The following is a 21,749-nucleotide window of genomic DNA, read 5'->3' on the forward strand; positions in this document are numbered from 1 at the left end:
GTTCAAGGTAGTTCCGCTGATGATCGAGGCAATCCGCGCTGCAAAGGCTGGCAAGTAAGATTGAATCGAAAATCCCCGAGGAGAAATCCCCGGGGATTTTTTTGTAACGATAAGCACCGCACCCCTAATTGAAGTTTTCGGTCAAGCCTTTTTCAAAAGGCTTGCGGGTTCTCAGGGCAGAGCCCTGAGTCGGACTCCGCAGAGTCCGAAACTCCCCTTTTGAAACCCGGTGTCCGCCCCGGGTTTCAATCAAAACAAGCCAAAAAGGAAAGACCGTCCCTTCGGACGGTCTTTCCCATGAGCGCACTTTGTGCGCGAAGAGAATTTCGCTCGCTGCGGCGAGCGATTATTTTTTATTTTAGTTGATTTTCCCTCGCGGGAGATCGGGAAAATCAAAAGGGGATTTCGCCCGTTGCGACGGGCGACTCAGGGCTCTGCCCTGAGAACCCGCAGCCTTTGAAAAGGCTGGCGAAACTTTCAGTGATTGGTGCGGTGCTAAAACTTACAAGAACAGCTCATTTTCCTTTCGACCTTCGCACACAGCCGACAGCTTCTGCGTCAAACCTGCTAACATAACAAGATTCAACGTACGAGTATGCCGCGGGCAAACCTTCACGCAGCGCATACAGGAAATGCAATGTTCCTGTGTCTCATAAGGCTTATCGCTGGCAATCGCGCCAACCGGGCAAGCTACAACGCAAGCGCCGCACTTGGTACAAACCTCTGCATTACCCTGCGGATGCATAGGAGAGGGCGTGTAAGGACGATACGGACGATTTCCGGGGAAGGTAGGAATGGAATCATCATGATTTGCCAGTTTATCCGCAATCTTTCTTCCAAAGTCAGCCAAAACAGCTGCATCCTGCGCATCCGGACGACCAGCTGCAAACTGTCGTGCAATGGAGTGTTCCGCCAGTGCACCGACACCGGCAATACAGTGAAATCCCTGTTCGGTCAGTACATCCTGCAGCTCTACCAGGGTGTCTTCAAACGCACGATTGCCATATACCGCAACCAGTACAGCGCGTGCACCATTCCCTTGCATCTGGCGCAGACGTTCGACTGCGGTCGCAGGAACACGGCCAGCGAAGGAAGGAACTACCACGATGCACAAATCATCGCTTGTCAGTGTTGTTTTGGAAAAATCGGTATGCATTGCGCACAGATCGATGGTTTCTGCGATGGGCTGGAAGGGTTCTGCAAGCAGTTCTGCCGCACGCTGTGTACCGCCAGTGGGGCTGAACACGATCAATTTACACGTCATTTGTATCTCTCCTTGTAACAGCACAGTTGTATGTGTATACCATTATACGCCTGTCTGCGTGCGGATGCAATGTATAAGTAGATAAGAAAAGTTACATAATAATAAATATGCATAAAAATATGATAAAATCTATTACTCTTAACTGAGAATTGTTTCCATGTATTCTGTAAGCCACGGAGCAAAAACCACTGCGTAGATTGAAAAAAGAGACAATGTCACACATTGAAAAATTTAGAGAAAAAGTATAAGATGAGTGCAAATAAAAGGTAGGAAATCGGTGCAAATTGACAAATTACTGTATTGCAGTCAAGCGACAGATCGTTAAATTTATATTTATTTGGTATATTTTCAAATTTCTGCGCGATTGTGCTTGATTTTCAAGTTTTATCTCGGTATAATGACCTTACAAGGGAGGATGATAGGATGCATGGATATATAGGTACTTATACGACAGGACGCAGCCAGGGTATTTACCGGTTCACGTTTGATCCGGATACCGGTGCTTTGTCCGAGCCGGTTCTGTTCGCTGCTGTGCGCAATCCGAAGTGTGTGGCACGCAAGGGCAGCATATTGGCTTCTGCGATCGAGCTGGAAGGCCGCGCAGGTGTAGCGCTTTGGGACGCAAGACACCCGTGCACGCCGCCGTTTTCGATGTGCTGTCCGGAGAAGCAGACACCGTGTCACCTTCGTTTTTCGGGTTCCAGCCTGTTGGCGGCCAATTACCACGAAGGATTGTTCACGGTCTATCGTACCGATAGCCATAATCTGTCCTGCGCGACGCAGATTGCCTGTGGGGAAAAGGCAGGCTGTCACCAGTCGCTCGGACGACGTGGCTTTATCCTGGTACCCTGCTTGGAACAGGATCAGGTGCGTATTTTTGACCGTAAGTTCTCGCCGCGTGGCGTCATTCTGTTCCCGGCGGGCAGTGGACCGAGACACGGTATTTTCCATCCCAAGGATCGCACTCTGTGGATGGTAACCGAGCGCAGTCATGAGCTGTATCACTTTAATTATGCGGATACACGCTATCAGCTGCTCCAGCAGGTCAGCATTCTGCCCAAGGATCACCCGGAATACGCTGCATCTACAACCGCAGCCATCCGACTGTCGCCGGACGGCCGATTCCTGTATACATCGACGCGCGGCGCTGATATTATGAGCGTGTTTGCACTCGATGCAGATGGCGCACACTTAATTCAGCAGGTGCCCTGCGGCGGTAAGCATCCGCGTGACTTCATTTTGTCTGATGATGGCCGGTATGTGTTGGTGCTGTGCCGGGATTCGGACGATCTGTTCAGTTTCCCGCGGGATGCAGAGACCGGTAAGCTTGGCGAGATTGTTTCACATATCCATGTACCGGAGGGCAGCAGTATCTGCTTGTAAACAAAAAGGGATCGGGGGAGCGTATTATAAAATTTAACGATCCAGGAGGACTTTTCTTATGTCAATTCTGTGTGATATCGGCGTAATCGGCCTGTCGGTTATGGGCCGCGGCCTTGCACGTAATATTGCCGATCACGGCTTTCAGGTAGCCGGTTTTAATCGCAACCCCGACGTAACGCGTGCCGTTATGGAGGAAGAACCCAATGCAAACCTGCATCCGGTCTTTTCGCTGACCGAGCTGATGGCGTCGCTCAAGAAGCCGCGCCGTGTGCTGCTGATGATTAAGGCAGGCGATCCGGTCGATCAGATGCTCGACCAGCTCATTCCGCTTATGGAGCCGGGTGACATGGTACTGGACGGCGGCAACTCGTTCTTTGCCGATACCCGCCGCCGCGCTGAGCGTCTGTCTGCACACGGTCTGCACTATTTCGGTGTGGGCGTATCGGGCGGTGAGACCGGTGCACGCTTTGGCCCCGCGATCATGCCGGGCGGTAATCGCGAGGGCTATGCGCAGATTGCACCCATTCTGGAAGCAATCGCGGCGAAGACCGAGGACGGCGCACCGTGCTGTGCCTATATGGGCCCGGACGGCGCAGGACATTTTGTTAAGATGGTGCATAATGGCATTGAATATGCCGATATGCAGCTGATTGCCGAGAGCTATCTGGTGCTCAAGACGGTCGGCGGCTTTACCAATCATGAAATTGCAGACCTGTTCGCTCAGTGGAATACCGGCGAGCTGCGCAGTTACCTGATCGGCATTACCGCCGACGTGCTGCGCGAAGCCGATGACCTTGCCGAGGGCGATCTGGTCGATCATATCGAGGACGCAGCTGGACAGAAGGGCACCGGCCGCTGGACAAGCATTGAAGCGCTGCATCAGGGCATCGACCTATCTATGATTACGGGCGCGGTCGGTGCGCGTATCCTGTCGGGCGACCCGGTGCGTACCCAGGCCGATCTGGGAACCCCGGTCGTGCAGCTGGCGCAGGATCGTGCAGCCTTTGCCGAGACCGTCCGCGAGGGTCTGTATATTGGCAAGCTGATTGCTTACGCACAGGGCTTTGCTATGCTGCGTGATGCGTCGGCGCGCTATGAGTGGTCGCTTGACTTGGGCAGCATCGCATCGGTCTTCCGTGCGGGCTGCATCATTCAGGCGGCGCTGCTCGGTGATATTATGGCAGCGTTTGCACGCAATCCTGACCTCAGCAACCTGCTGCTTGACGATGCCTTTGCCGCACGCGTGCGCAAGGGTCATCCCTCGCTTCGCCGCACGGCTGCACAGGGTATCTGCAACGGCGTACCCATGCCGGTTATGACCAGCGCGGTTTCCTATCTGGACGGCCTGCGCGGTGCACCGGTCGGTGCAAACCTGATTCAGGCACAGCGTGATTGCTTCGGTGCACACACCTATCGCAGAACCGACCGTGAGGGCGTGTTTCACCACGAATGGGGGCAGAGCCATGAACGGTAAGCGTCCTGCAATCACGATTTTTGGCGGCACGGGCGATCTGACCTTCCGTAAATTGCTGCCCGCACTGTATAATCGCATGCTGTCCGGCTCGGCACCGGACGGCCAGGATATTATCATCATTGGCCGCCGTGCCTATACCGATGCCGAGTATCGGGAAAAGGCTCGCGAGTGGGTCAAGAAGTTCGCACGCCTGCCCTATCGCGAGGAGACCTTTGAAACCTTTGCCCAATCCATTCGCTATTATCGCATGGACTTCACCAATCTGGAAGCCTATCCAGCACTGGATACTTTCTTAGATGAACAGGGCATTGAAACCTGTGTCTTTTACTTTGCGGTTGCGCCGCGCTTTTTCGCGACCATTGCCGAGGGCTTGTTCCAGATCGGCCATGCGCAGGGCAGTCAGGTGATTCTGGAAAAGCCGTTCGGTGAAAGTCTGGACGATGCAAGAGCGCTCAATGCGCGCTTGGAAGCGGCGTTCGGTGCGGAAAATATCTATCGCATCGACCATTATCTGGGCAAGGAAATGGTGCGCAACGTGCAGACCATTCGTTTCACTAACCCGATTTTTGCCGACGCTTGGGACGCAAAGCACATCGCGTGCATTCAGATTTCGGCACTTGAGGACGTGGGCGTCGAGACGCGCGGCGGATATTATGACCACAGCGGCGCACTGCGCGATATGGTGCAGAATCACTTGTTCCAGATTCTGTCCATTCTGGCAATGGAGCGGCCTGCGGCGTTTACACCCGAGGCCATGCACGAAGAGCAGCTGCGCGTGCTGCGTGCGCTGCGTCCGCTGACCGAAGAAAGCATTGCCGATCAGGTGGTACTGGGACAGTACGACGGCTATCGCGAAGAGACGAACGTCGCACCCGATTCCAAGACCGAGACCTACGCGGCACTCAAGGTGTTTGTCGATAACGACCGCTGGCGCGATATGCCGTTTTACATCCGTACCGGTAAGAAGCTGGGCAGACGGGAAATGGAGGTTGCGGTAGTCTTCAAGTCGCCGTCCCCGGATATTGCACCGACCGTACTGTTGGTCAAGTTCCAGCCGACCGAGGGCGTGTATTTGCAGTTTAACATCAAGCGGCCGGGCGATTTCGAGGATATCATGCCGGTCAAGATGGATTTCTGCCAGAGCTGCTCGATTGCCAACCGAATCAACACTCCGGAGGCGTACGAACGCCTGCTATCAGCTTGCTTCCACGGAGAACGCTCGTGGTTTTCCCAGTGGGATCAGATCGAGACCAGCTGGAAGTACGTCGATCGTCTGGAAGAACTCTGGGGAGATCGCACCCCGGCAGCCTACGCACCGGATACCGCAGGGCCGCGTGAGGCCGATGCCCTGCTTGAACAGGACGGTCACCATTGGTTCCGCGAACCCGAAGTACAGTAAAAAGATAAGACCCGCTCCGAAAGGGAGCGGGTCTTTTTGCATTTGTTTTAATTGCCGCCGCAGCCGTGCTTATCCTCGCCGCAGGCGTGGCTGCCGCACGAGTGACCTTCACCGTGGTCGTGATGGTGGTTGCAGACGGTGTCCGGGTTGTAGTTCAGCGTACCGTTCTGGAGCGCAGCAATAGCGGCCTCAACATCGCCGGTCACACCGGGATACAGGGTGATGCCAGCTTGTGCCAGTGCAACACGCGCACCGCCGCCGATACCACCACAGATCAGTGCGTCGACACCATGCGCCTGCAGGAAGCCAGCCAGTGCGCCGTGACCTTCGCCCATCGGGTCGATGAGCTCACGGGAGCCGGTTTCGGTGTCTGCCAGACAGAACAGCTTGCAATGACCAAAATGCTGGAAAACTTGACCGTTTTCGTATGTAACTGCAATTTTCATGATAAAATATGCCTCCTAGGCTAATGTTCTAATCATAGGATACCTCTTTTTGAGCAGAAAGTCAAATGGAAAAGGGTCAGATGGTGTAAACCGAACATATCCCGTGCCAAAGGCATCATAACATGGACGCAGGAGGGATGCACAAATGGCAAGAACCTGTGAAATTGCAGTTACACAGAAATTTTTATCGGAAGATGGACCCGATCTTGCAAAGCTGACCGAACTGCTGACCTTGTGCGAACGAGAGCGGAGGAGGGAAGAACGTGCGTGAACGTGTCGCGATCTATTGCAGATTGTCCGAGGAAGACCGGGAAAAGGACGGGCCGGACAGCCAGAGCATTCAGAACCAGCGGGAAATGCTGCGGCAGTACGCCGCCGACCGAAATTGGGAGGTGGTAGCCGAGTGGATCGACGACGACTGGGCGGGCGCCGACCGTAACCGACCAGGATTTCGGCAGCTGTTGTACGAGGCTGAACGCGGCACGTATGATATCGTGCTGTGCAAGACGCAGTCACGTTTTACCCGTGAGATCGAGATGGTCGAGCACTATCTGCACGATCGCTTTCCGCGATGGGGCGTGCGCTTTGTCAGCGTGGTCGACCATGCTGACACCGCTGTGCGGCACAATAAAAAAGCTCGCCAGATCAACGGACTGATTAACGAGTGGTACTTAGAGGATTTGTCCGAGAACATCCGCGCCGTGCTGACCAGTCGCAGAAAGCGCGGTCTGCATATCGGCTCAACGGCCTTGTACGGCTATCGGAAAGACCCGGATATGCGCGGACATTTGCTGCCCGATCCGCTGACCGCACCAGTCGTGCAGGAAATTTTCACAGAGTACGCGGCAGGACGCAGCCAAAAAGCCATCGCAAGCATGCTCACCGCACGAGGCGAACCCAGCCCGGCAGCACGAAAAGGACGCGGGGAACACCCTTGGAGCGCTTCGACAGTCGGCACAATGCTGCGCAACGAAATGTATCGCGGCGTGCTGGTGCAGGGCAGATACGGCAGTCAGTCATATAAGACGCGGAAAAATATCTCACGTCCACCGTCTCTGTGGTACAAGGTGCCGGATACTCACGCACCTCTGATTTCGCAGACGCTGTGGGACGTGGTACAGGAGCGACTACACCATACCAGTCATACGATTGGTAAAAATCCACCCAGTCCGTTTGCTGGTCGGGTGTTTTGCCGTACCTGTGGCGCACTTCTGTGCGTAACCACCACACGGGGCAAACGATATCTGCAATGTTCCACCCGGCATGCCGCAAAAGCGGCCTGTACGGGTGCTTTTCTATCCGAAGAGGCGCTGCAAAATGCAGTCTTGCAGCAGATCAATACCCTTATAAACACATACAACGTGCAAATTGACCTGCATTCAGCTGAGCAGGCAGACCAGACCAATCTTGATGAGCTGCGCGCACGTATGCAGGAGCAGTACCGAAGAAGTCTGCGCCTGTTGTATCTCGATCGCGCCGCCGGACGCATTTCGGAGAGCGAAGCCCAGACGCTGACCGAGCAGCTCAAACGAGATCTTGCACGCTTGCGTGCGCCGCAGACCGAGTCGGAAGGGCCTGCACAGACCAAACACACCTGCCGACCACTGCGTACCTTAACTGGGTATGCCGTGCAGCTGCTCATCCAGCGAATCGAGGTCGGACGACGCGCACCGGGCAGCCGAACGGTGCCCGTATGCATTCATTGGCGGTTTTGAGTTGTGCGCCAGACCATGCACCATCTGCTGCAAGGTCTTCAAACAGATCGGTGATCGCGTCGCCCTTAGACTGCAGCGCAGCCGCAGTAAACGGATTGCCAGCCGCGGACTGCGGGTAGATACCGGTCGTGTGGTCAACGAAATAGGCGTCAAAGCCGCCTTCCTTGATCTGTTCCGGGGTGAGATTACGGGTCAACTGGTAAACAATGGCCGCAATCATCTCCTGGTGCGCCATTTCCTCCGTGGCGATATCCGTGAGCACAGCCTTGCCAATGGCATAAGGCATGGTATATCGCTGATTCATATAACGCGTAGTCGCGCCCATTTCACCATCCGGGCCGCCCAGCTGAGTGATGATGAGCTTTGCCATTGCCGGATTGGGGGTTTTGATCTTGACGGGATACTGTAATTTTTTCTCGTAAGTCCACATGGTTATTGATCCGCTCCTTCCCAGGGCCAGGGGTCGTCGACCCAAGACCACATATTGTCATACTTGCCGTTTTTGTATTGCAGCGGGCCATATTTCTGGGTGTAGGCATCAACAGCGGCCTGATAGAGTGCCTGCTGGGTTTTGAAATAGGCGAGTGCATCGGCGTTCTGGGGATAAGCGTCCAGGTATTCTGCGGCTTCAAGTAGGGCAAAATCGTGCATCTGGACGGTGCGCAGCATGTTTTGGCGTTCGGTCATCGGATCAGCCCCCCCATCTGAGAGACGGCGAATCGAAGACGGGGCGTTCGCCGAGGAAGGGTTTGTCGAGACCGGGGAAGATGGTGCCGCGGGAGAGGGCGACATCGGTCGCATAGGGCGTTTCCCAAGACTGGTAGGGGACGAAGCCCATTGCGAGCGCAAGAAGTCTGGGGTCGATTGCATCGACTGGCAGGGTACCATTCTGCCCATTCTCGTCCTGGTCATCGTCTGGCGGTGTCGGGGAGATCGGCGGGGTGAGATCGGGGGTAGAAGGTTCATTGTTTCCGTTGCCTCCATTCTGGTTGCCGTTGTCCTCATCGGTGGGAGGCGTTTCGCAGCCATCCCTGGCATCACGGCAGGGTGCAAGGGGGTCATAGAACATAGTCATCGCTCCAATACTGTGGATTTGAGGCGTGGCCTCAAGTCAGCCTATGACCGAGAGATAAATCAGGTGACCGCACTAGGCAAATCCACAGAAAAAAGCAGTCCTAAAAGCAGGGCGAAGCGCATAAGCTGGAAGCACAAGATTGAATGCGGAGGGGACGGACATGAAAGGCTTGCCGGAAGAACGGGCGATACGACTGGGACAGTACATCGTAGAGGAAGGAGCGACCGTGCGGCAGGCGGCGAAGAAGTTTGGTGTCAGCAAGTCGACGGTACATAAGGATATTACGGCGCGTCTGCGTCAGCTCAACGGCGTGTTATATACCGAAGTACAGGAGGTTTTGGGGAAAAATAAGCGGGAACGGCACATTCGCGGCGGAATGGCGACCAAAGAAAAATACCGCGCAGCCCAAGAGGGTACGCGGCAGAAAGAGTCAGAGACAGCGCAGTGAGCGGATACAGTCGGGACAGACATACTTTCCACGGAAGGTGGTAAGTTGTCCGACCGCGCCGCAGAACGCGCAGGCAGAGGTATGTTTTCTGAGAATGATGTGATCCCCTTGCACTTGAATTTCGACAGGATCCTGTACACTGAGTTCGAGTGCACGGCGCATCTCGGCGGGCAGAACGATACGCCCGAGATCATCGATTTTGCGGACGATGCCGCTAGATTTCTGATTCATGTTGTAACTCTCCTCTGAAAAACGGGGCTGGGATAGTAAGGAGGCGGTCGAAGTGCTGTCAAAGATCTGGACAGCGTTTTTATGCATTGCCTGGATTGGAGCAATGGCATCGGGACGGATGGCGGAGGTCTCACAGGCGGCGGCACAGGGAGCCGGACAGGCGATCAAGCTGCTGATTGAGATGATCGGCCTGATGATGTTCTGGTCTGGATTTATGTCTGTGGTATCCGCATCCGGGTTGGGTTCTGGAATCGCACATATCTTGCGGCCAATCTTGCGGCCGCTGTTTGGGCGAGCAGGGAACGATCGGGAGAGTATGGAGCTGGTTGGCGCGAGTATCACGGCGAATGTGCTGGGATTGTCCAACGCCGCGACACCGTTGGGGCTGCGTGCGGCCGATCGGCTGTATGAGACTGCGGGACGGCGCGGCAGTCCCGACCGCGTGCTGACGCTCATCATTCTCAACACGACATCCATACAGCTGATTCCGACGACGGTGGCCGCGCTCCGTGCCGGGATGGGTGCGCAGGCGCCATTTGACATTATGCCGGCTGTTTGGGGTGCATCCATACTCTCAGTAGCGGCAGCGCTGTTTGCGGCGCGCTGCCTGCGGCCATTGTTTCCGGATTGTCCAAGGCAGGACAGATGACCGGTCTTCCAACGGTATTATCGCATAAAACGGTGGAAAAGTTCTGTCGAACGCGGTCGAGAGGGTAAGATTTTTCGCGAGACACCGGGAGGAAAGGAGAAAAAATGGCAGAATGGCTGGTACCTGCGCTGCTGGCGTGCGTGACGATGTTTGCGCAGATACGGGGCGTAGACGTATTTTCAAATTTTCTGGAGGGCGCGAAAAAGGGAGCTAAGACCGCGGCTGCGATTGCACCGACTATGGTTGGACTGCTGACTGCGGTCTATATGCTGCGCGCATCGGGAGCGATTGATTGGCTTGGCGCGATGATGCGTCCGATTTTCTCGTGCCTGGGCATTCCTGAGGCGTGTGCACCGCTGGTGCTGTTAAAACCGATCAGCGGCGGCGGTGGACTGGCACTCGGAGCCGATATCATGCAGCGCGCAGGCGCGGACAGCTATGCCGGACGTGTGGCAGCGGTCATGTTGGGGGCATCGGAAGCCAGTATTTACACCATCAGCCTGTACGCGGGCAGTTTGGGACTCAAGAGCACGCGATACGCAGTACCGGCGGCACTCATCGGAGATTTGACCGCCTTTGTCTCATCTGCCTTTTTTGTCCGACTGTTCTTTGGCGCAAATTAAGCGAAAAAAATCCCCTGGTGCAATCACCAGGGGATTTTCTATGTTTCAAACTGCGCGGTCAGCACAGTTTGAAATGGAGAGTTTTTTGGTTTAGCGAACGGTCAGATCGCCGCCGGGAACTTCCTTGCCGAAGGGGCCGTCGTAGGTGAAGAAGCCCTTACCGGTCTTCTGGCCCAGCCAGCCAGCGCGAACCATCTTGCGGAGCAGCGGATGGGGACGATACTTCGGGTCACCGGTCTCGCGGTACAGGGTCTCCATGATTGCCAGGTTAACGTCGTGGCCAACCAGGTCAGCGGTATGGAGCGGGCCGGACTTCATGCCAGCGCCGTTCTGCATAGCGATATCGATGTCGGACGGGGAAGCCAGACCGTCAGCGTAGATACCGATTGCCTCGTTCATCATCGGGATGAGGATGCGGTTTACAACGAAGCCAGGGCCTTCGTGTACAGCAACCGGAATCTTGTCAAGCGAGGTCATCAGATCGTAAGCGAACTTGAAGGTCTCGTCGGAGGTCTGCATAGCGCGGGTAACCTCAACGAGCTTCATGATCTGAGCCGGGTTGAAGAAGTGGCAGCCAATGAACTTATCGGAGCGATGCGGGATGGAAGCAGCCATCTCGGTGATCGACAGAGCCGAAGTGTTGGAAGCGAAGATGGTGTGCTCGGGGCAGATCTTGTCCAGATCGCGCAGCAGATCCTTCTTGAGCTCCATGTTTTCCAGGATAACTTCGATAACGAAGTCAGCATCGCTGGCAACATTGCGGTCGGTAGAAGTCTTCAGGTGGTTGCCCAGCAGATCAGCAACGCGCTCTGCGGTCATCTTTTCCTTGCGAACCAGGAAATTCAGGTCGCCCTCAATGCGCTTTACGCCGCCAGCAAGGAACTCGTCCTTGATGTCGACCATAGTTACTTCGTGATCATGGGTCAGGAAAACTTCTGCGATGCGCGCACCCATATTGCCGGCGCCGAATACACAAACTTTCATGTTACTCTCTCTCCTCTAACAATTGACGCAAAAATGCGCAAGTAATAGCCGCCGGAGCGGCCCCGGAACGCTTACTTATTCTTGAACTCCTTAGCAGGCTTGTCGCGGTTCTTGTCCAGGAACCAAGCCATGCCGTACTTCTGATCCTCGGTTGCGAAGCACTCGCCGAAGCAGTTGCCTTCGAGCTTCAGAGCAGAGTTGAGGTCGGTCTGCATGCCAACGTTGACAGCTTCCTTAACCAGCGAAACAGCGATCGGAGCCTGTGCTGCGATTTCTTCAGCCAGCTTCATAGCCTCGTCCATCAGCTGATCGAGCGGATAAACGTAGTTGACCAGGCCCATAGCCAGAGCGTCCTGTGCGGTGTAGTTGCCGCGAGCGGTGTAGAGCAGTTCCTTCGCCTTGCCCATGCCGATCAGGCGAGCCAGACGCTGGGTGCCGCCGCAGCCCGGGGTGATGCCCAGACCAACTTCGGGCTGACCGAACAGAGCGTTGTCGGAAGCCAGACGGATGTCACAGGACATAGCCAGCTCGCAGCCGCCGCCCAGGCAGAAGCCGTTGATTGCAGCGATAACCGGGCGCTTGAAGTTCTCGATCTTCCAGCAAACGCGGTTAGAATCGTTACCGAATGCCTTGCCTTCAGCAACGGTCATGGTAGACATCTGAGCGATGTCAGCGCCAGCAACGAAGGAGTTAACGGTCTTGCCCTTCTTATTGACGGTAGAGGAACCGGTGAGGATGACACAGTAAACGTCGTCCATCTTGCCGACTTCGTCAAAAGCCTCTTCGAGCTGTGCGTACATATCGGTAGACAGCGCGTTCATGGCCTTCATGTGCTCGATCTTAACGATGGCAACATGACCCTTTTTCTCAACTACTACATCAGTCATGATAAAAAATCTCCTTTGAGGTCAGTTTGGGTAGGGGGGACGGCGGGGAGCCGTCCCGACTGCCACAATTGGGAAGTTAATTATTTTACTTGCACAGCTCATCGCGCTCAACGATGAGAGCCTCGCCCATACCGCCGCCAATGCACATGGTAGCCAGACCGAGGGTTGCGTCACGCTTGATCATCTCATAGATCAGGGTGGTGGTGATACGGCAGCCAGCAGCACCGATCGGGTGACCCAGAGCGATCGCGCCGCCGTTTACGTTAACCTTATCCATGTCGAAGCCGAGCTCGCGGTTAACAGCAGCAGCCTGAGCAGCGAAAGCCTCGTTGGACTCGACGAGGTCGAGGTCAGCAACGGTCAGGCCAGCACGCTTGAGAGCCTGACGGCTGGACTCGATCGGGCCGATACCCATGATGGAGGGATCGCAGCCGACAGAACCGAAGGAGCGGATCTTTGCGAGGGGCTTGAGGCCGTGTGCACGGACGTAGTCCTCAGAAGCGATGATCATAGCAGCGCCGGCGTCGTTGATGCCGGAAGCGTTACCAGCGGTAACGGTGCCGTCCTTCTTGAATGCGGGACGCAGCTTAGCCAGACCCTCGAGAGTGGTGCCCGGACGGCAATGCTCGTCGGTATCGAAAATAATGGTTTCCTTCTTCTTCTTGACCTCAATCGGGACGATTTCGTCCTTGAAGCGACCGGAGGAGATAGCCTTAGCAGCCTTCATCTGAGACTCGTAGCCGATCTGGTCCTGCATCTCACGGGTGATGCCGTACTGTTCAGCAACGTTCTCAGCGGTGATACCCATGTGGTACTGATTGAACACGTCAAATACGCCGTCGTAAACCATCATGTCTACCAGCTTGACATCGTTCATGCGAGCGCCCCAACGCATATTGCGGGAGATGTAGGGAGCACCGGACATCGACTCACAACCGCCGACCAGCATCAGCTGATTCTCGCCGGAACGGATGATCTGAGAGCCGAGGGAGATAGCACGCATGGAGGAAGCGCAGACCTTGTTGAGGGTCATAGCGGGGGTGGTCAGAGGCAGACCAGCACCGACCATAACCTGACGGGCTACGTTCTGGCCGACACCGCCCTGAAGAACCTGGCCGAAAACGACCTCGTCAATGGCTTCCTTGTCAACGCCAGCGCGCTCGATTGCAGCCTTCGCTGCAGCAGTGCCCAGCACAGAGGAATGCACGTCACGCAGGGTGCCGCCGTAAGTACCAATAGCAGTACGGGCTGCAGAACAAATGTACACGTTCATTGGAAACTCTCCTTTTTGTTTCGATCAAGGTAACGGCAGGTAATTGCCGCTGCCAGGATGGATTAGAAAGGGCGGGCGAGCCGCCCTTCACTTCGTTATAATTTTATCAAACTTTTCAGCAAAATGGAAGAGAAAAAATAAGATTTCTCAAAATTTTTTCGTGCGAAACGCCAAATTTTTACCAGGAAAAACCAAACAAAGGTCTTAATATGATAAAAATTTAACAATTTGCTTTTAGTCGTTTGCGAGGCCCATCTTTTCCTCACGGAAAATGCGGGCATCCATCAGCTTCACTTCGTCAGCAATCTTGGGAACAAAATCCATCTGATCGAGAACCTGAGTCTGCATGTCGATGCCGGGAGCGATCTCGATGAGGGTAACGCCTTCGGGGCGCAGTTCAAAGACAGCGCGCTCGGTGATGTACAGAACAGGCTGATGTACTTCGTTTGCGTAATCGCCGGAGAAGGTGATGTGCTCAACCTGCTTGACGAACTTCTTCTTTGCACCTTCCTGGGTGATGACCAGCTTGCCGTCCTTGCACTCGGTCTTGAGGCCCTTTGCGGTGAAGGTACCGCAGTAAACGACCTTCTTTGCATTCTGGGTGATGTCGATGAATCCGCCAGCACCAGCCAGACGGGTACCGAACTTGGAAACGTTCAGGTCACCGTTGGGAGCGGTCTCAGCCAGACCGAGGAAAGCGACATCCAGGCCGCCGCCCTGATAGAAGTCGAACTGTACGTTGTGGGGGATGATGCACATAGCGTTTGCAGCTGCACCGAACTGGGTGCCGCCGTAGGGAACGCCTGCGATGGAACCAGCCTCAACGGTCAGGGTCATCTTGTCCGAGATACCTTCCTCAGCAGCAACGTTTGCGATCTTCTCAGGAGCGCCGGTGCCCAGGTTAACGATTGCATCGGGCGGAAGCTCCATAGCAGCACGACGAGCGATGATCTTCTTTGCGTCCATCGGGATGGGCGGGATTGCATCAACCGGGATGCGAAACTCACCGGTCAGTGCGCCGTCGTACGGCATGCCCAGGCACTGCATGTTCTCTTCCTCGGTGCCGATAACAACCGAGTCAACATAGATGCCGGGAATTGCAACCAGCTTGGGATCGAGCGAACCGCCCTGAACGATCTTCTCGACCTGAACGATAACGCGGCCGCCGGAGTTCTTGCAGGCCTGTGCCATAGCGGTAACGTCGAGGGGGCCGATCTCGCGATGCACGGTGCAGTTGCCGTACTCATCGCAGTAGGAAGCGCGCAGGAAAACGACGTTGATCGGGAAGCCCTTGTACAGCAGGCGCTCCTGACCTTCGATGTTTACGATCTTGACCAGATCTTCCTTGGTGCACTCGTTGAGCTTACCGCCGCCGTTGCGGGGGTCAGCGAAGGTCTTCAGACCAACATGGGTGATGGTGCCGATGTTGTGCGCGGCGATATCACGGTACATGTGAGAGATAACGCCCTGAGGCAGGTTGTAAGCCTCGATCTTGTTTGCCAGCGCCAGCTCGCCCAGACGGGGAGCACGGTCCCAGTGACCGCCGATAACGCGCTTAACCATACCTTCGTGACCGTAGTGGTCGCCGCCGGTACCGTCGCGGTGGCCCTGACCAGCAGCAAAGAACAGGGTCAGATCCTTCGGATGACCGGTTTCCAGGAAACGCTTTTCGAGCGCCTTGGACAGGGTCTCAGGGCAAGCACAGCTTACGAAACCACCGGTAGCAATCGTGTCGCCGTCCTGTACGAGCAGGGCAGCCTCATCGGGAGACAGAATCCTTACTTTCTTCATGAAGTATCATCCTCAATAAAATATTTCTTTATAGGTTCCGGATTTTTTCAATGACTTCCGGGATGTCATCTTGTTTGACGCAAAGAATGCGTTCGTTTGCGTCGATCTCCTCGTAGAGATAGGGGCAGCCGGTGCAGCCGCGGATAATGAGCAGCGCATCATAGGACTCACCCTCGGCGGGCAGAGAGATCTGCGCGCGGTCGGCAACGGCTTCCCGGATTTTTTGATAAGCGGCACCGCGGTCGTAGCCGGGATTGCAGCCGCCACAGAACTTGACAGCGACTTTACGCATCGGGAGAACCTCCAGCGAGCCGGAACGGGGAGAACCGGCGAAAAACAATTTGATAAGGAGAAAGGCACTCGGTGCAGAGTGCCTTTCTGAAAGAAAACGGATCTCTTAGTCGATACGAGCGATCTTCTTGGCAAGCTCCTTCTTCATCTCCATATTGCACTGACGGGAGATCATGATGCGCTGAGCCTGCGGCGAACCAGCGCCGTGCATGGACTCGGGCAGGTAGCCGACAGCAGCGGTACCCATGGTCATGTTCTCGATCAGTCGGAGGACACGCATACGGTCCTCGGTGGAAACCGAAGCGACGCCCTTGAAGTACTTGTCGATGTAAGCGTGCAGTTCGGGGTGACGGAAGTCAGCCTCGGACGGCAGGGTAACCATCGCGCCGCCAGCCAGGTCCTGAGCCAGACGAGCGATGTCGTAGGGGAAGCGGGTAACGTTCTGCTTGCAGACGTTTGCCAGCAGCAGGTCGATCAGGTAGTTACCGGACTTGGTCTTGGAGCCCTGAGAAGAGCAAGCGATACCGCAGCAGTACAGGGTCTCGTTGAGGTGAACCATCTCGATGAGCTTGTCCTTGACGTGGGAAGCCTTTGCGCAGCCAGCCATGTCAACCGACAGAGCGGTAGCACCGATCAGAACGTCGCCTACGCCGACCTTGCAGCCGCCGTAAGACTGACGGTGATAGCCAGCGAAACGCTCAACGATCATGCCGGCGAACTTAACCTCACCGTTGAGGAAGATGCGATCGTTCGGAACGAAAACGTGATCAAAGATGACCAGAACTTCGTGACCGCCATAAACCTTGTTGCCGACGTCGATATCGTTGTACTCTTCGAGCTTACGGGTATCGCAGGACTGACGGCCGTAGATCAGGGTGATGCCCTCGGAGTCGGTGGGGATTGCAAAGGAGATTGCGTAATCCTCGTCGCCCTCGCGCATTGCGATGGTGGGCATAACCAGAACTTCGTGAGAGTTTACGAAGCCAGTCTGATGAGCCTTTGCACCGGTGACGTAAACGCCCTCGGGGGTACGCTCAACGACATGAAGGAACAGATCGGGATCAGCCTGCTTGGAGGGAGCCAGACCGCGGTCACCCTTAACGTCGGTCATAGCGCCGTCAACAGCGAGGTCCTCGTCCTGAACGCGGGTCAGGAACTTAACGAAGTTCTCGTGGTACTTGGTGCCGCAAGCCTCGTCGATCTCGTAGGTAGAGGAGAAGACAGCGTTCATGGCATCCATACCAACGCAGCGCTGGAAGCAAGCAGCGGTCTTCTGACCGAGCAGACGCTGCATCTTAACCTTCTTGATGAGGTCGTCGGTGGACTGATGCATGTGGGTGAAGCGGTTGATCTTCTTGCCGGTGATGTGAGAAGTAGCGGTCATCAGGTCCTCGTACTGGGGATCCTCAGCCAGCTCGTAGGTAGCAGCGAAGGAGTTGAGCGAGGGACGGATTACCGGGTCATCGACCGGATTTTCGATCTTCTTGCCGAACATCCAGAGGTTGAGGTTCAGCTTGCGCAGGGATTCAATGTACTGGTCCTTGGTCATCATAACAGAAACAGTATCCTTTCTTTCAAATAATTCGGAATCGGAATCAGCAGAGAATCCGGTCTTATGAAAGACCGGAGCCGCTGCATAGATGGAGTCGATCCCGAGAGGGAATCGACTCCGTTGTTCGCATCCGTGAGGAATAAGAGTTTAGATTAGAAGCACTCGCGATAGATGCGCTCCATAAGCTCCTTGGTCATCGGACGGTAAGAGTTGGTGATCAGGCGCTGCTGGTTCTCCATAACGGATACCGGGAAACCAGTGATGTCAGCCTCGGTAAAGCCGTACTCATGCAGGGGCTTGAGGGGCAGAACCTTCTCCAGGGTTACATTCAGGGTGCGCAGAGCGTCGTCCTTGGTGCAGCCCAGGCAGCGAGCAACGATTTCCTTGAACTTGCCCAGCTCGCCGTCCGGCTGATACTCGTCGTAAACTTCGAGGATCTTGCTGAACAGAGCGTAGTTAGACTCGCCGTGCGGTACATGGTAGGTGCCGCCGAGGGGGAAGGACATACCGTGAACGGTAGCGCAGCCAGCCTTCAGGAAAGCGATACCAGCGTACAAGGAAGCGGTAACGTACTCGCCGAGGTAATCCAGACGAGCGTCGGGGCCTTCCAGAGCGATGCGGCGGAAGCCTTCGAGGATCATCTCCATAGCCTTGACCGAGTACATCTCAGAGGTAACGGTCTTACGATGGGGAGACAGGAAAGACTCGGTCGCATGAATCAGCGCGTCGATTGCGGAAGCAGCGAAGGGCTTGTAGGGCAGGGTCTTGAGCAGATCGGGGATGAGGCAAACCTTGTTGGGGATGATGTCGTCGGAAACCAGACCGAGCTTGGTCTCGCCGCCGGTCAGCTTGCCGTCCTTCTCGTCCTTAACGATCGCAACGGAAATGTTGGTAACCTCAGAACCGGTGCCGCAGGTGGTGGGGATTGCGATAACTTCCTTCTCATGTACAACAGGCTCTCTCTTGAAGTACAGCTCATGTACGGAAGAGGGGCGCTTGCAGCCGAGCAGCTTGCACAGGTCCATGATAGCGCCGCCGCCGATTGCGATGACACGGTCATAGGAATCGTACGGGATGCGCTCGTACATGGTCTCGATCATAGCCTCGGAAGGCTCGCCAGCGCCGAAGGTCTCCTGGAAGACATAGGTGCAAGCCAGATTGTACTGCTCCATAAAGGGCTTGTAGATGAACTCGTTGGTCAGAACGACATCACGCTCGCCGAGTGCGAACTCCTGAGCGAACTCGCCGAAGTTCTGGAACTTATAGATGGTGGGAGCGATAATGATCTCTCTCTTATCCTTCATCAGAGAAGCGCTAAAAGAATCCATGTGAAACATCTCCATTAAAAAAATTTTTTTACTGGGAATTAAACCGGGGATAGCCGGTGTTTTCCCGCAGAGAAATCCATGCGGGAACCGCACAAATTTGTCCTGTAATGATTGTACCAAAAACCAAGCACAAGTTCAACAGGAAATAACAAAAAACATACCATTTTTTTCAGGAGTGAACAAAACAAAAGGGCAAGGCCGGAAATACTGACCTTACCCTTATTTTAGCGCATTTTTGAGACGTTGTAAACTCTTTTTTATGAAAAGTGTCCAGAATAGCGGATGGAAAACGGAGGATAATTAGGAATTCTGTGAAAACCTGCTCAAAAAGGCCTGTGTGCGTGCATTTTGAGTATTTTCGAACACTTGTTGAGGCGTTCCTTCCTCAATGATTACACCATCTGCCATAAAGATGACATGATCTGCCACATCTCGTGCAAAAGCCATCTCATGTGTGACAATTACCATGGTCATGTGTTCCTGTGCCAGTTCACGAATGACCTTGAGGATCTCACCGGTGAGCTCGGGGTCGAGCGCCGAAGTCGGTTCGTCAAAGAACAGGATGCGGGGCTGCATGGCGAGGGCGCGTGCGATTGCGACGCGCTGCTGCTGACCGCCGGACAGCTCGCAGGGATAAGAATTCTCTTTGGATGCCAGATCCATCTTGCGCAGCAGCTCACGCGCACGCTGCGTTGCTTCTTCACGGGAGACACCGCGAATGCGAATCGGCGCATCGATCAGGTTTTCCAGAACCGAGAAATGCGGGAACAGATTGAAGTTCTGGAATACCAGTCCGACATTCAAAATGATGTTGTGCAGCGTGTTCTTGTTCGCGTATACCGCACGACCGGACTCGGTCCACATCATTTTTTCACCGCATACCGTGATTTCACCCTGATCGGCGGTTTCGAGCTGGGTGAGGCAGCGCAGCAGCGTGGATTTACCCGAGCCCGAAGGGCCGATAATGGAAACGACCTGTCCCTCAGAAACCTGTAAAGAGATACCCTTGAGGACTTCCAGTCGTCCAAATGACTTTTTAATCTTTTTTGCTTCGATCAGATTCATATATGATTACCCTTTATAGTAGTTGAGCTTTTTCTCGCACAGTTTGAAGGCATATTCGACCACTGCATTCAGAATCAGGAAGATGACACCGGCAATGACCAGCGGAAGAATGCTGGAGCTGCTCGACATTAACTTCTTTGCCGAATCGAACAGCTGAGGCTGTCCGATGACGTTTGCCAGCGCAGAGTCTTTAATCAGTACCATGAATTCCGAGCCGGTGGGCGGGATGACGCGCTTGACGACCTGAGGCAGAATGATGCGGAAGAAGGTCTGGGTCTTGGTGTAGCCCAGCATTTTTGCCGCCTCGTACTGACCGCGCGGAATGGAATCAATGCCCGAGCGGAAGATCTCGCCGAAGTAAGCGGCATAGTTGATTGCAAACGCGAAGATCGTTGCTGTAAAGCGGTTCATGCTAACGTGCCACAGGTAGTACGGCGCATACATAATGAACATCAGCTGCAGCATGAGCGGCGTGCCGCGCATAATGAGCTGGTAGAGCTGGACGATCCAGGAGATCGGGCGGACATCAAAGCGGCCGATCCGGAATCCCAAGCGGAGATTGCGGCCGAGTGCAACGAGAAAGCCGAGCGGCACGGAAAGGATGACGGTCCAGAAAAAGATTTTGATGACGTCAACGGTGCCGTCCAATAAGACAGGCATCATGCCTATAATTTTATCAATGAGTTCAGTGACTGCGGTTGTATCAAAGATCATGTGTTCCTCCCTGGTTGTAGTTGGAAATTACGCAGATAACATTATAACATAGGAAAGCGTAAAAGAAAGCCCTGCCGCAGAAAAAGAGCGGATAAAAATCCGCTCTTAGTTTGTGCAGGTATAACAAGGTTAAGCTGCGCTATCTGCGTTTTCAGCCGGAGCTTCAACGGTCGTGATGTCGGAGCCGAACCACTTGGTAGAGATCTCAGCCAGCGTACCGTCAGCCTTAAGCTCAACCAGCGCATTGTTTACCGCATCTGCCAGCTGGGTTTCGCCCTTACGGAAGCCGATGACGTAGGTTTCTGCATAGAGGAAATCATCCATGACGCGCAGGTTTCTGCCGCCGGTTTCGATCAGGTAGTTTGCAACGGTCTCATCCATCAGAGCGGCATCAGAAGCACCGCTTTCAACGTCGAGCAGACAGGACATATTGTTGTCCATACCGATCATGGTGGTGTTGTCCTTGAGCTTGGGCTCGGCATCGAATGCTTCCTGTGCGGTAGAACCGGACTGGAGCGCGATGTTCTTGCCGGACAGATCATCCATGGTCTGGTAAGTGGAATCGGTCGGTACGACCAGGACCATGTGGTTTTCCAGATAGGGGATGCTGAGCGTCATTGCCTCGTCGCGTTCTTCCGACCAGGACAGACCGTTCCAGATGCAGTCGATGTTCTTGGTGTCCAGCTCCATCTGCTTGGAATCCCAGTTGATGGGCTGGGTTACCAGCTCAACACCCAGCTTCTCGCAGACCTTTTCAGCGACATCGATATCGAATCCAACGATCGTACCGGACTCATCCAGGAAGCCCATGGGAGGGAGCTGGTCGTCCAGACCCAGTACCAGAGTGCCCTTGTCCTGAATGTACTTGAGCGAAGTCGTGTCTTCCGCGGTTTCGGTCGAGTCGGTGGACGCGTCAGACGATGCGTTATTGGCAGAGGAATCCTGGCTGCCACCGCAGGCAGTCAGCATAGAGGCAGAAAGAGCGCCTGCGCACAGCAGGGCGAACAGTCTGTTCTTCTTCATAGGGATATCTCCTTTTTCTTTCCAAGTCATCGGGTTAAAACCCGGTGCAAATCGATAAGGTGGGCAATCATAACCAGCCTCTGTAAGTTTGTAGCATTAGTCTACCACTTTAACATAGCAAAGTCAAGAGGAAA

24 protein-coding genes are annotated in these 21,749 nt (G+C 54.7%); 8 read left to right on the top strand and 16 right to left on the bottom strand.

Features of this window, described 5'->3' with window-relative positions:
- Window positions 1–502: 502 nt before the first annotated feature.
- A complete protein-coding gene (locus B5F17_RS03165; protein WP_087370726.1) occupies window positions 503–1,264 on the bottom strand; it encodes a 4Fe-4S binding protein in 762 nt (253 codons plus the stop codon).
- A 423-nt stretch (window positions 1,265–1,687) separates the two neighbouring features.
- On the opposite strand from B5F17_RS03165, the gene B5F17_RS03170 reads away from it, so the two are divergent.
- From B5F17_RS03170 to zwf, 3 genes are read left to right on the top strand one after another with little or no spacing between them, the layout of a single operon-like run.
- Entirely contained in the window at window positions 1,688–2,647 is a 960-nt protein-coding gene (locus B5F17_RS03170) for a lactonase family protein (RefSeq protein ID WP_087370727.1), read from the top strand.
- Window positions 2,648–2,705: 58 nt separating this feature from the next.
- Window positions 2,706–4,121, top strand: a complete 1,416-nt coding sequence (gndA, locus tag B5F17_RS03175; protein ID WP_087370730.1) for an NADP-dependent phosphogluconate dehydrogenase — start codon at window positions 2,706–2,708, stop codon at window positions 4,119–4,121.
- On the top strand, window positions 4,111–5,520 hold the full coding sequence (gene zwf / locus B5F17_RS03180) for a glucose-6-phosphate dehydrogenase (protein ID WP_087370733.1): 1,410 nt from the start codon (window positions 4,111–4,113) through the stop codon (window positions 5,518–5,520). Before gndA ends, zwf begins: the two co-directional genes overlap by 11 nt.
- Before the next feature lie 47 nt (window positions 5,521–5,567).
- Here zwf and B5F17_RS03185 read toward each other — a convergent pair whose 3' ends face one another.
- Window positions 5,568–5,966 (bottom strand): NifB/NifX family molybdenum-iron cluster-binding protein, encoded by a 399-nt coding sequence (locus B5F17_RS03185; RefSeq protein WP_016146865.1) that lies wholly within the window; start codon window positions 5,964–5,966, stop codon window positions 5,568–5,570.
- A 145-nt stretch (window positions 5,967–6,111) separates the two neighbouring features.
- Here B5F17_RS03185 and B5F17_RS15210 point away from each other — a divergent pair, with 145 nt between their 5' ends.
- Both B5F17_RS15210 and B5F17_RS03190 read left to right on the top strand, forming a co-directional pair.
- Entirely contained in the window at window positions 6,112–6,237 is a 126-nt protein-coding gene (locus B5F17_RS15210) for a hypothetical protein (RefSeq protein ID WP_016146864.1), read from the top strand.
- Window positions 6,230–7,681 carry a recombinase family protein gene (locus tag B5F17_RS03190; protein WP_087370736.1) on the top strand — a complete coding sequence of 484 codons (1,452 nt, stop codon included), beginning with the start codon at window positions 6,230–6,232 and terminating at the stop codon, window positions 7,679–7,681. The genes B5F17_RS15210 and B5F17_RS03190 overlap by 8 nt, the downstream gene beginning before the upstream one ends.
- Here the strand turns inward: B5F17_RS03190 and B5F17_RS03195 are convergent.
- Genes B5F17_RS03195 through B5F17_RS14590 form a run of 3 tightly spaced genes read right to left on the bottom strand, consistent with a single transcriptional unit; the run spans window position 7,605 to window position 8,756 of the window.
- Window positions 7,605–8,111, bottom strand: coding sequence for a manganese catalase family protein (locus tag B5F17_RS03195; protein ID WP_242968693.1), 507 nt, complete (start codon window positions 8,109–8,111; stop codon window positions 7,605–7,607). The genes B5F17_RS03190 and B5F17_RS03195 overlap by 77 nt on opposite strands.
- A 2-nt stretch (window positions 8,112–8,113) precedes the next feature.
- On the bottom strand, window positions 8,114–8,368 hold the full coding sequence (locus B5F17_RS03200; protein ID WP_162608061.1) for a spore coat protein CotJB: 255 nt from the start codon (window positions 8,366–8,368) through the stop codon (window positions 8,114–8,116).
- 4 nt (window positions 8,369–8,372) lie between these two features.
- Window positions 8,373–8,756 (bottom strand): spore coat associated protein CotJA, encoded by a 384-nt coding sequence (locus B5F17_RS14590; protein ID WP_242968694.1) that lies wholly within the window; start codon window positions 8,754–8,756, stop codon window positions 8,373–8,375.
- Window positions 8,757–8,916: 160 nt separating this feature from the next.
- Here B5F17_RS14590 and B5F17_RS03210 point away from each other — a divergent pair, with 160 nt between their 5' ends.
- Entirely contained in the window at window positions 8,917–9,204 is a 288-nt protein-coding gene (locus B5F17_RS03210) for a sporulation transcriptional regulator SpoIIID (RefSeq protein WP_016146859.1), read from the top strand.
- Here B5F17_RS03210 and B5F17_RS03215 read toward each other — a convergent pair.
- On the bottom strand, window positions 9,187–9,435 hold the full coding sequence (locus tag B5F17_RS03215; protein WP_087370740.1) for an AbrB/MazE/SpoVT family DNA-binding domain-containing protein: 249 nt from the start codon (window positions 9,433–9,435) through the stop codon (window positions 9,187–9,189). The two genes, B5F17_RS03210 and B5F17_RS03215, sit on opposite strands and share 18 nt — an antisense overlap.
- Window positions 9,436–9,487: 52 nt before the next feature.
- Between B5F17_RS03215 and B5F17_RS03220 the strand changes: the two genes are divergently transcribed.
- Together B5F17_RS03220 and B5F17_RS03225 are read left to right on the top strand one after the other, a co-directional pair.
- Window positions 9,488–10,084, top strand: coding sequence for a hypothetical protein (locus B5F17_RS03220; RefSeq protein WP_016146857.1), 597 nt, complete (start codon window positions 9,488–9,490; stop codon window positions 10,082–10,084).
- A 104-nt stretch (window positions 10,085–10,188) separates the two neighbouring features.
- Window positions 10,189–10,707, top strand: a complete 519-nt coding sequence (locus B5F17_RS03225; RefSeq protein ID WP_087370743.1) for a nucleoside recognition domain-containing protein — start codon at window positions 10,189–10,191, stop codon at window positions 10,705–10,707.
- A 90-nt stretch (window positions 10,708–10,797) separates the two neighbouring features.
- Here the strand turns inward: B5F17_RS03225 and B5F17_RS03230 are convergent, their stop codons facing one another.
- From B5F17_RS03230 to B5F17_RS03275, 10 genes are all read right to left on the bottom strand, one after another.
- A complete protein-coding gene (locus B5F17_RS03230) occupies window positions 10,798–11,691 on the bottom strand; it encodes a 3-hydroxyacyl-CoA dehydrogenase family protein (protein WP_087370745.1) in 894 nt (297 codons plus the stop codon).
- Window positions 11,692–11,762: 71 nt separating this feature from the next.
- Window positions 11,763–12,578, bottom strand: coding sequence for an enoyl-CoA hydratase-related protein (locus B5F17_RS03235; protein ID WP_016146854.1), 816 nt, complete (start codon window positions 12,576–12,578; stop codon window positions 11,763–11,765).
- Between the two features lie 85 nt (window positions 12,579–12,663).
- On the bottom strand, window positions 12,664–13,851 hold the full coding sequence (locus B5F17_RS03240; protein WP_016146853.1) for an acetyl-CoA C-acetyltransferase: 1,188 nt from the start codon (window positions 13,849–13,851) through the stop codon (window positions 12,664–12,666).
- Between the two features lie 234 nt (window positions 13,852–14,085).
- A complete protein-coding gene (locus B5F17_RS03245) occupies window positions 14,086–15,642 on the bottom strand; it encodes an acyl CoA:acetate/3-ketoacid CoA transferase (RefSeq protein ID WP_016146852.1) in 1,557 nt (518 codons plus the stop codon).
- A 28-nt stretch (window positions 15,643–15,670) separates the two neighbouring features.
- Window positions 15,671–15,934 (bottom strand): hypothetical protein, encoded by a 264-nt coding sequence (locus B5F17_RS03250; protein ID WP_016146851.1) that lies wholly within the window; start codon window positions 15,932–15,934, stop codon window positions 15,671–15,673.
- Between the two features lie 105 nt (window positions 15,935–16,039).
- The gene (locus tag B5F17_RS03255) at window positions 16,040–17,485 is read right to left on the bottom strand and encodes a 4-hydroxyphenylacetate 3-hydroxylase family protein (protein ID WP_016146850.1); all 1,446 of its coding nucleotides are present in this window, start codon (window positions 17,483–17,485) and stop codon (window positions 16,040–16,042) included.
- A 152-nt stretch (window positions 17,486–17,637) separates the two neighbouring features.
- Window positions 17,638–18,813, bottom strand: a complete 1,176-nt coding sequence (locus B5F17_RS03260; RefSeq protein WP_087370748.1) for a 4-hydroxybutyrate dehydrogenase — start codon at window positions 18,811–18,813, stop codon at window positions 17,638–17,640.
- Between the two features lie 300 nt (window positions 18,814–19,113).
- A complete protein-coding gene (locus B5F17_RS03265) occupies window positions 19,114–19,878 on the bottom strand; it encodes an amino acid ABC transporter ATP-binding protein (protein WP_087370751.1) in 765 nt (254 codons plus the stop codon).
- Between the two features lie 6 nt (window positions 19,879–19,884).
- Entirely contained in the window at window positions 19,885–20,592 is a 708-nt protein-coding gene (locus B5F17_RS03270) for an amino acid ABC transporter permease (protein ID WP_407922585.1), read from the bottom strand.
- Window positions 20,593–20,721: 129 nt separating this feature from the next.
- Entirely contained in the window at window positions 20,722–21,615 is an 894-nt protein-coding gene (locus B5F17_RS03275; RefSeq protein WP_087370754.1) for an amino acid ABC transporter substrate-binding protein, read from the bottom strand.
- Between the last annotated feature and the right edge of the window lie 134 nt (window positions 21,616–21,749).

The sequence above is a fragment of the Butyricicoccus pullicaecorum genome (genome assembly GCF_002160355.1).
Lineage (GTDB): Bacteria > Bacillota > Clostridia > Oscillospirales > Butyricicoccaceae > Butyricicoccus > Butyricicoccus pullicaecorum.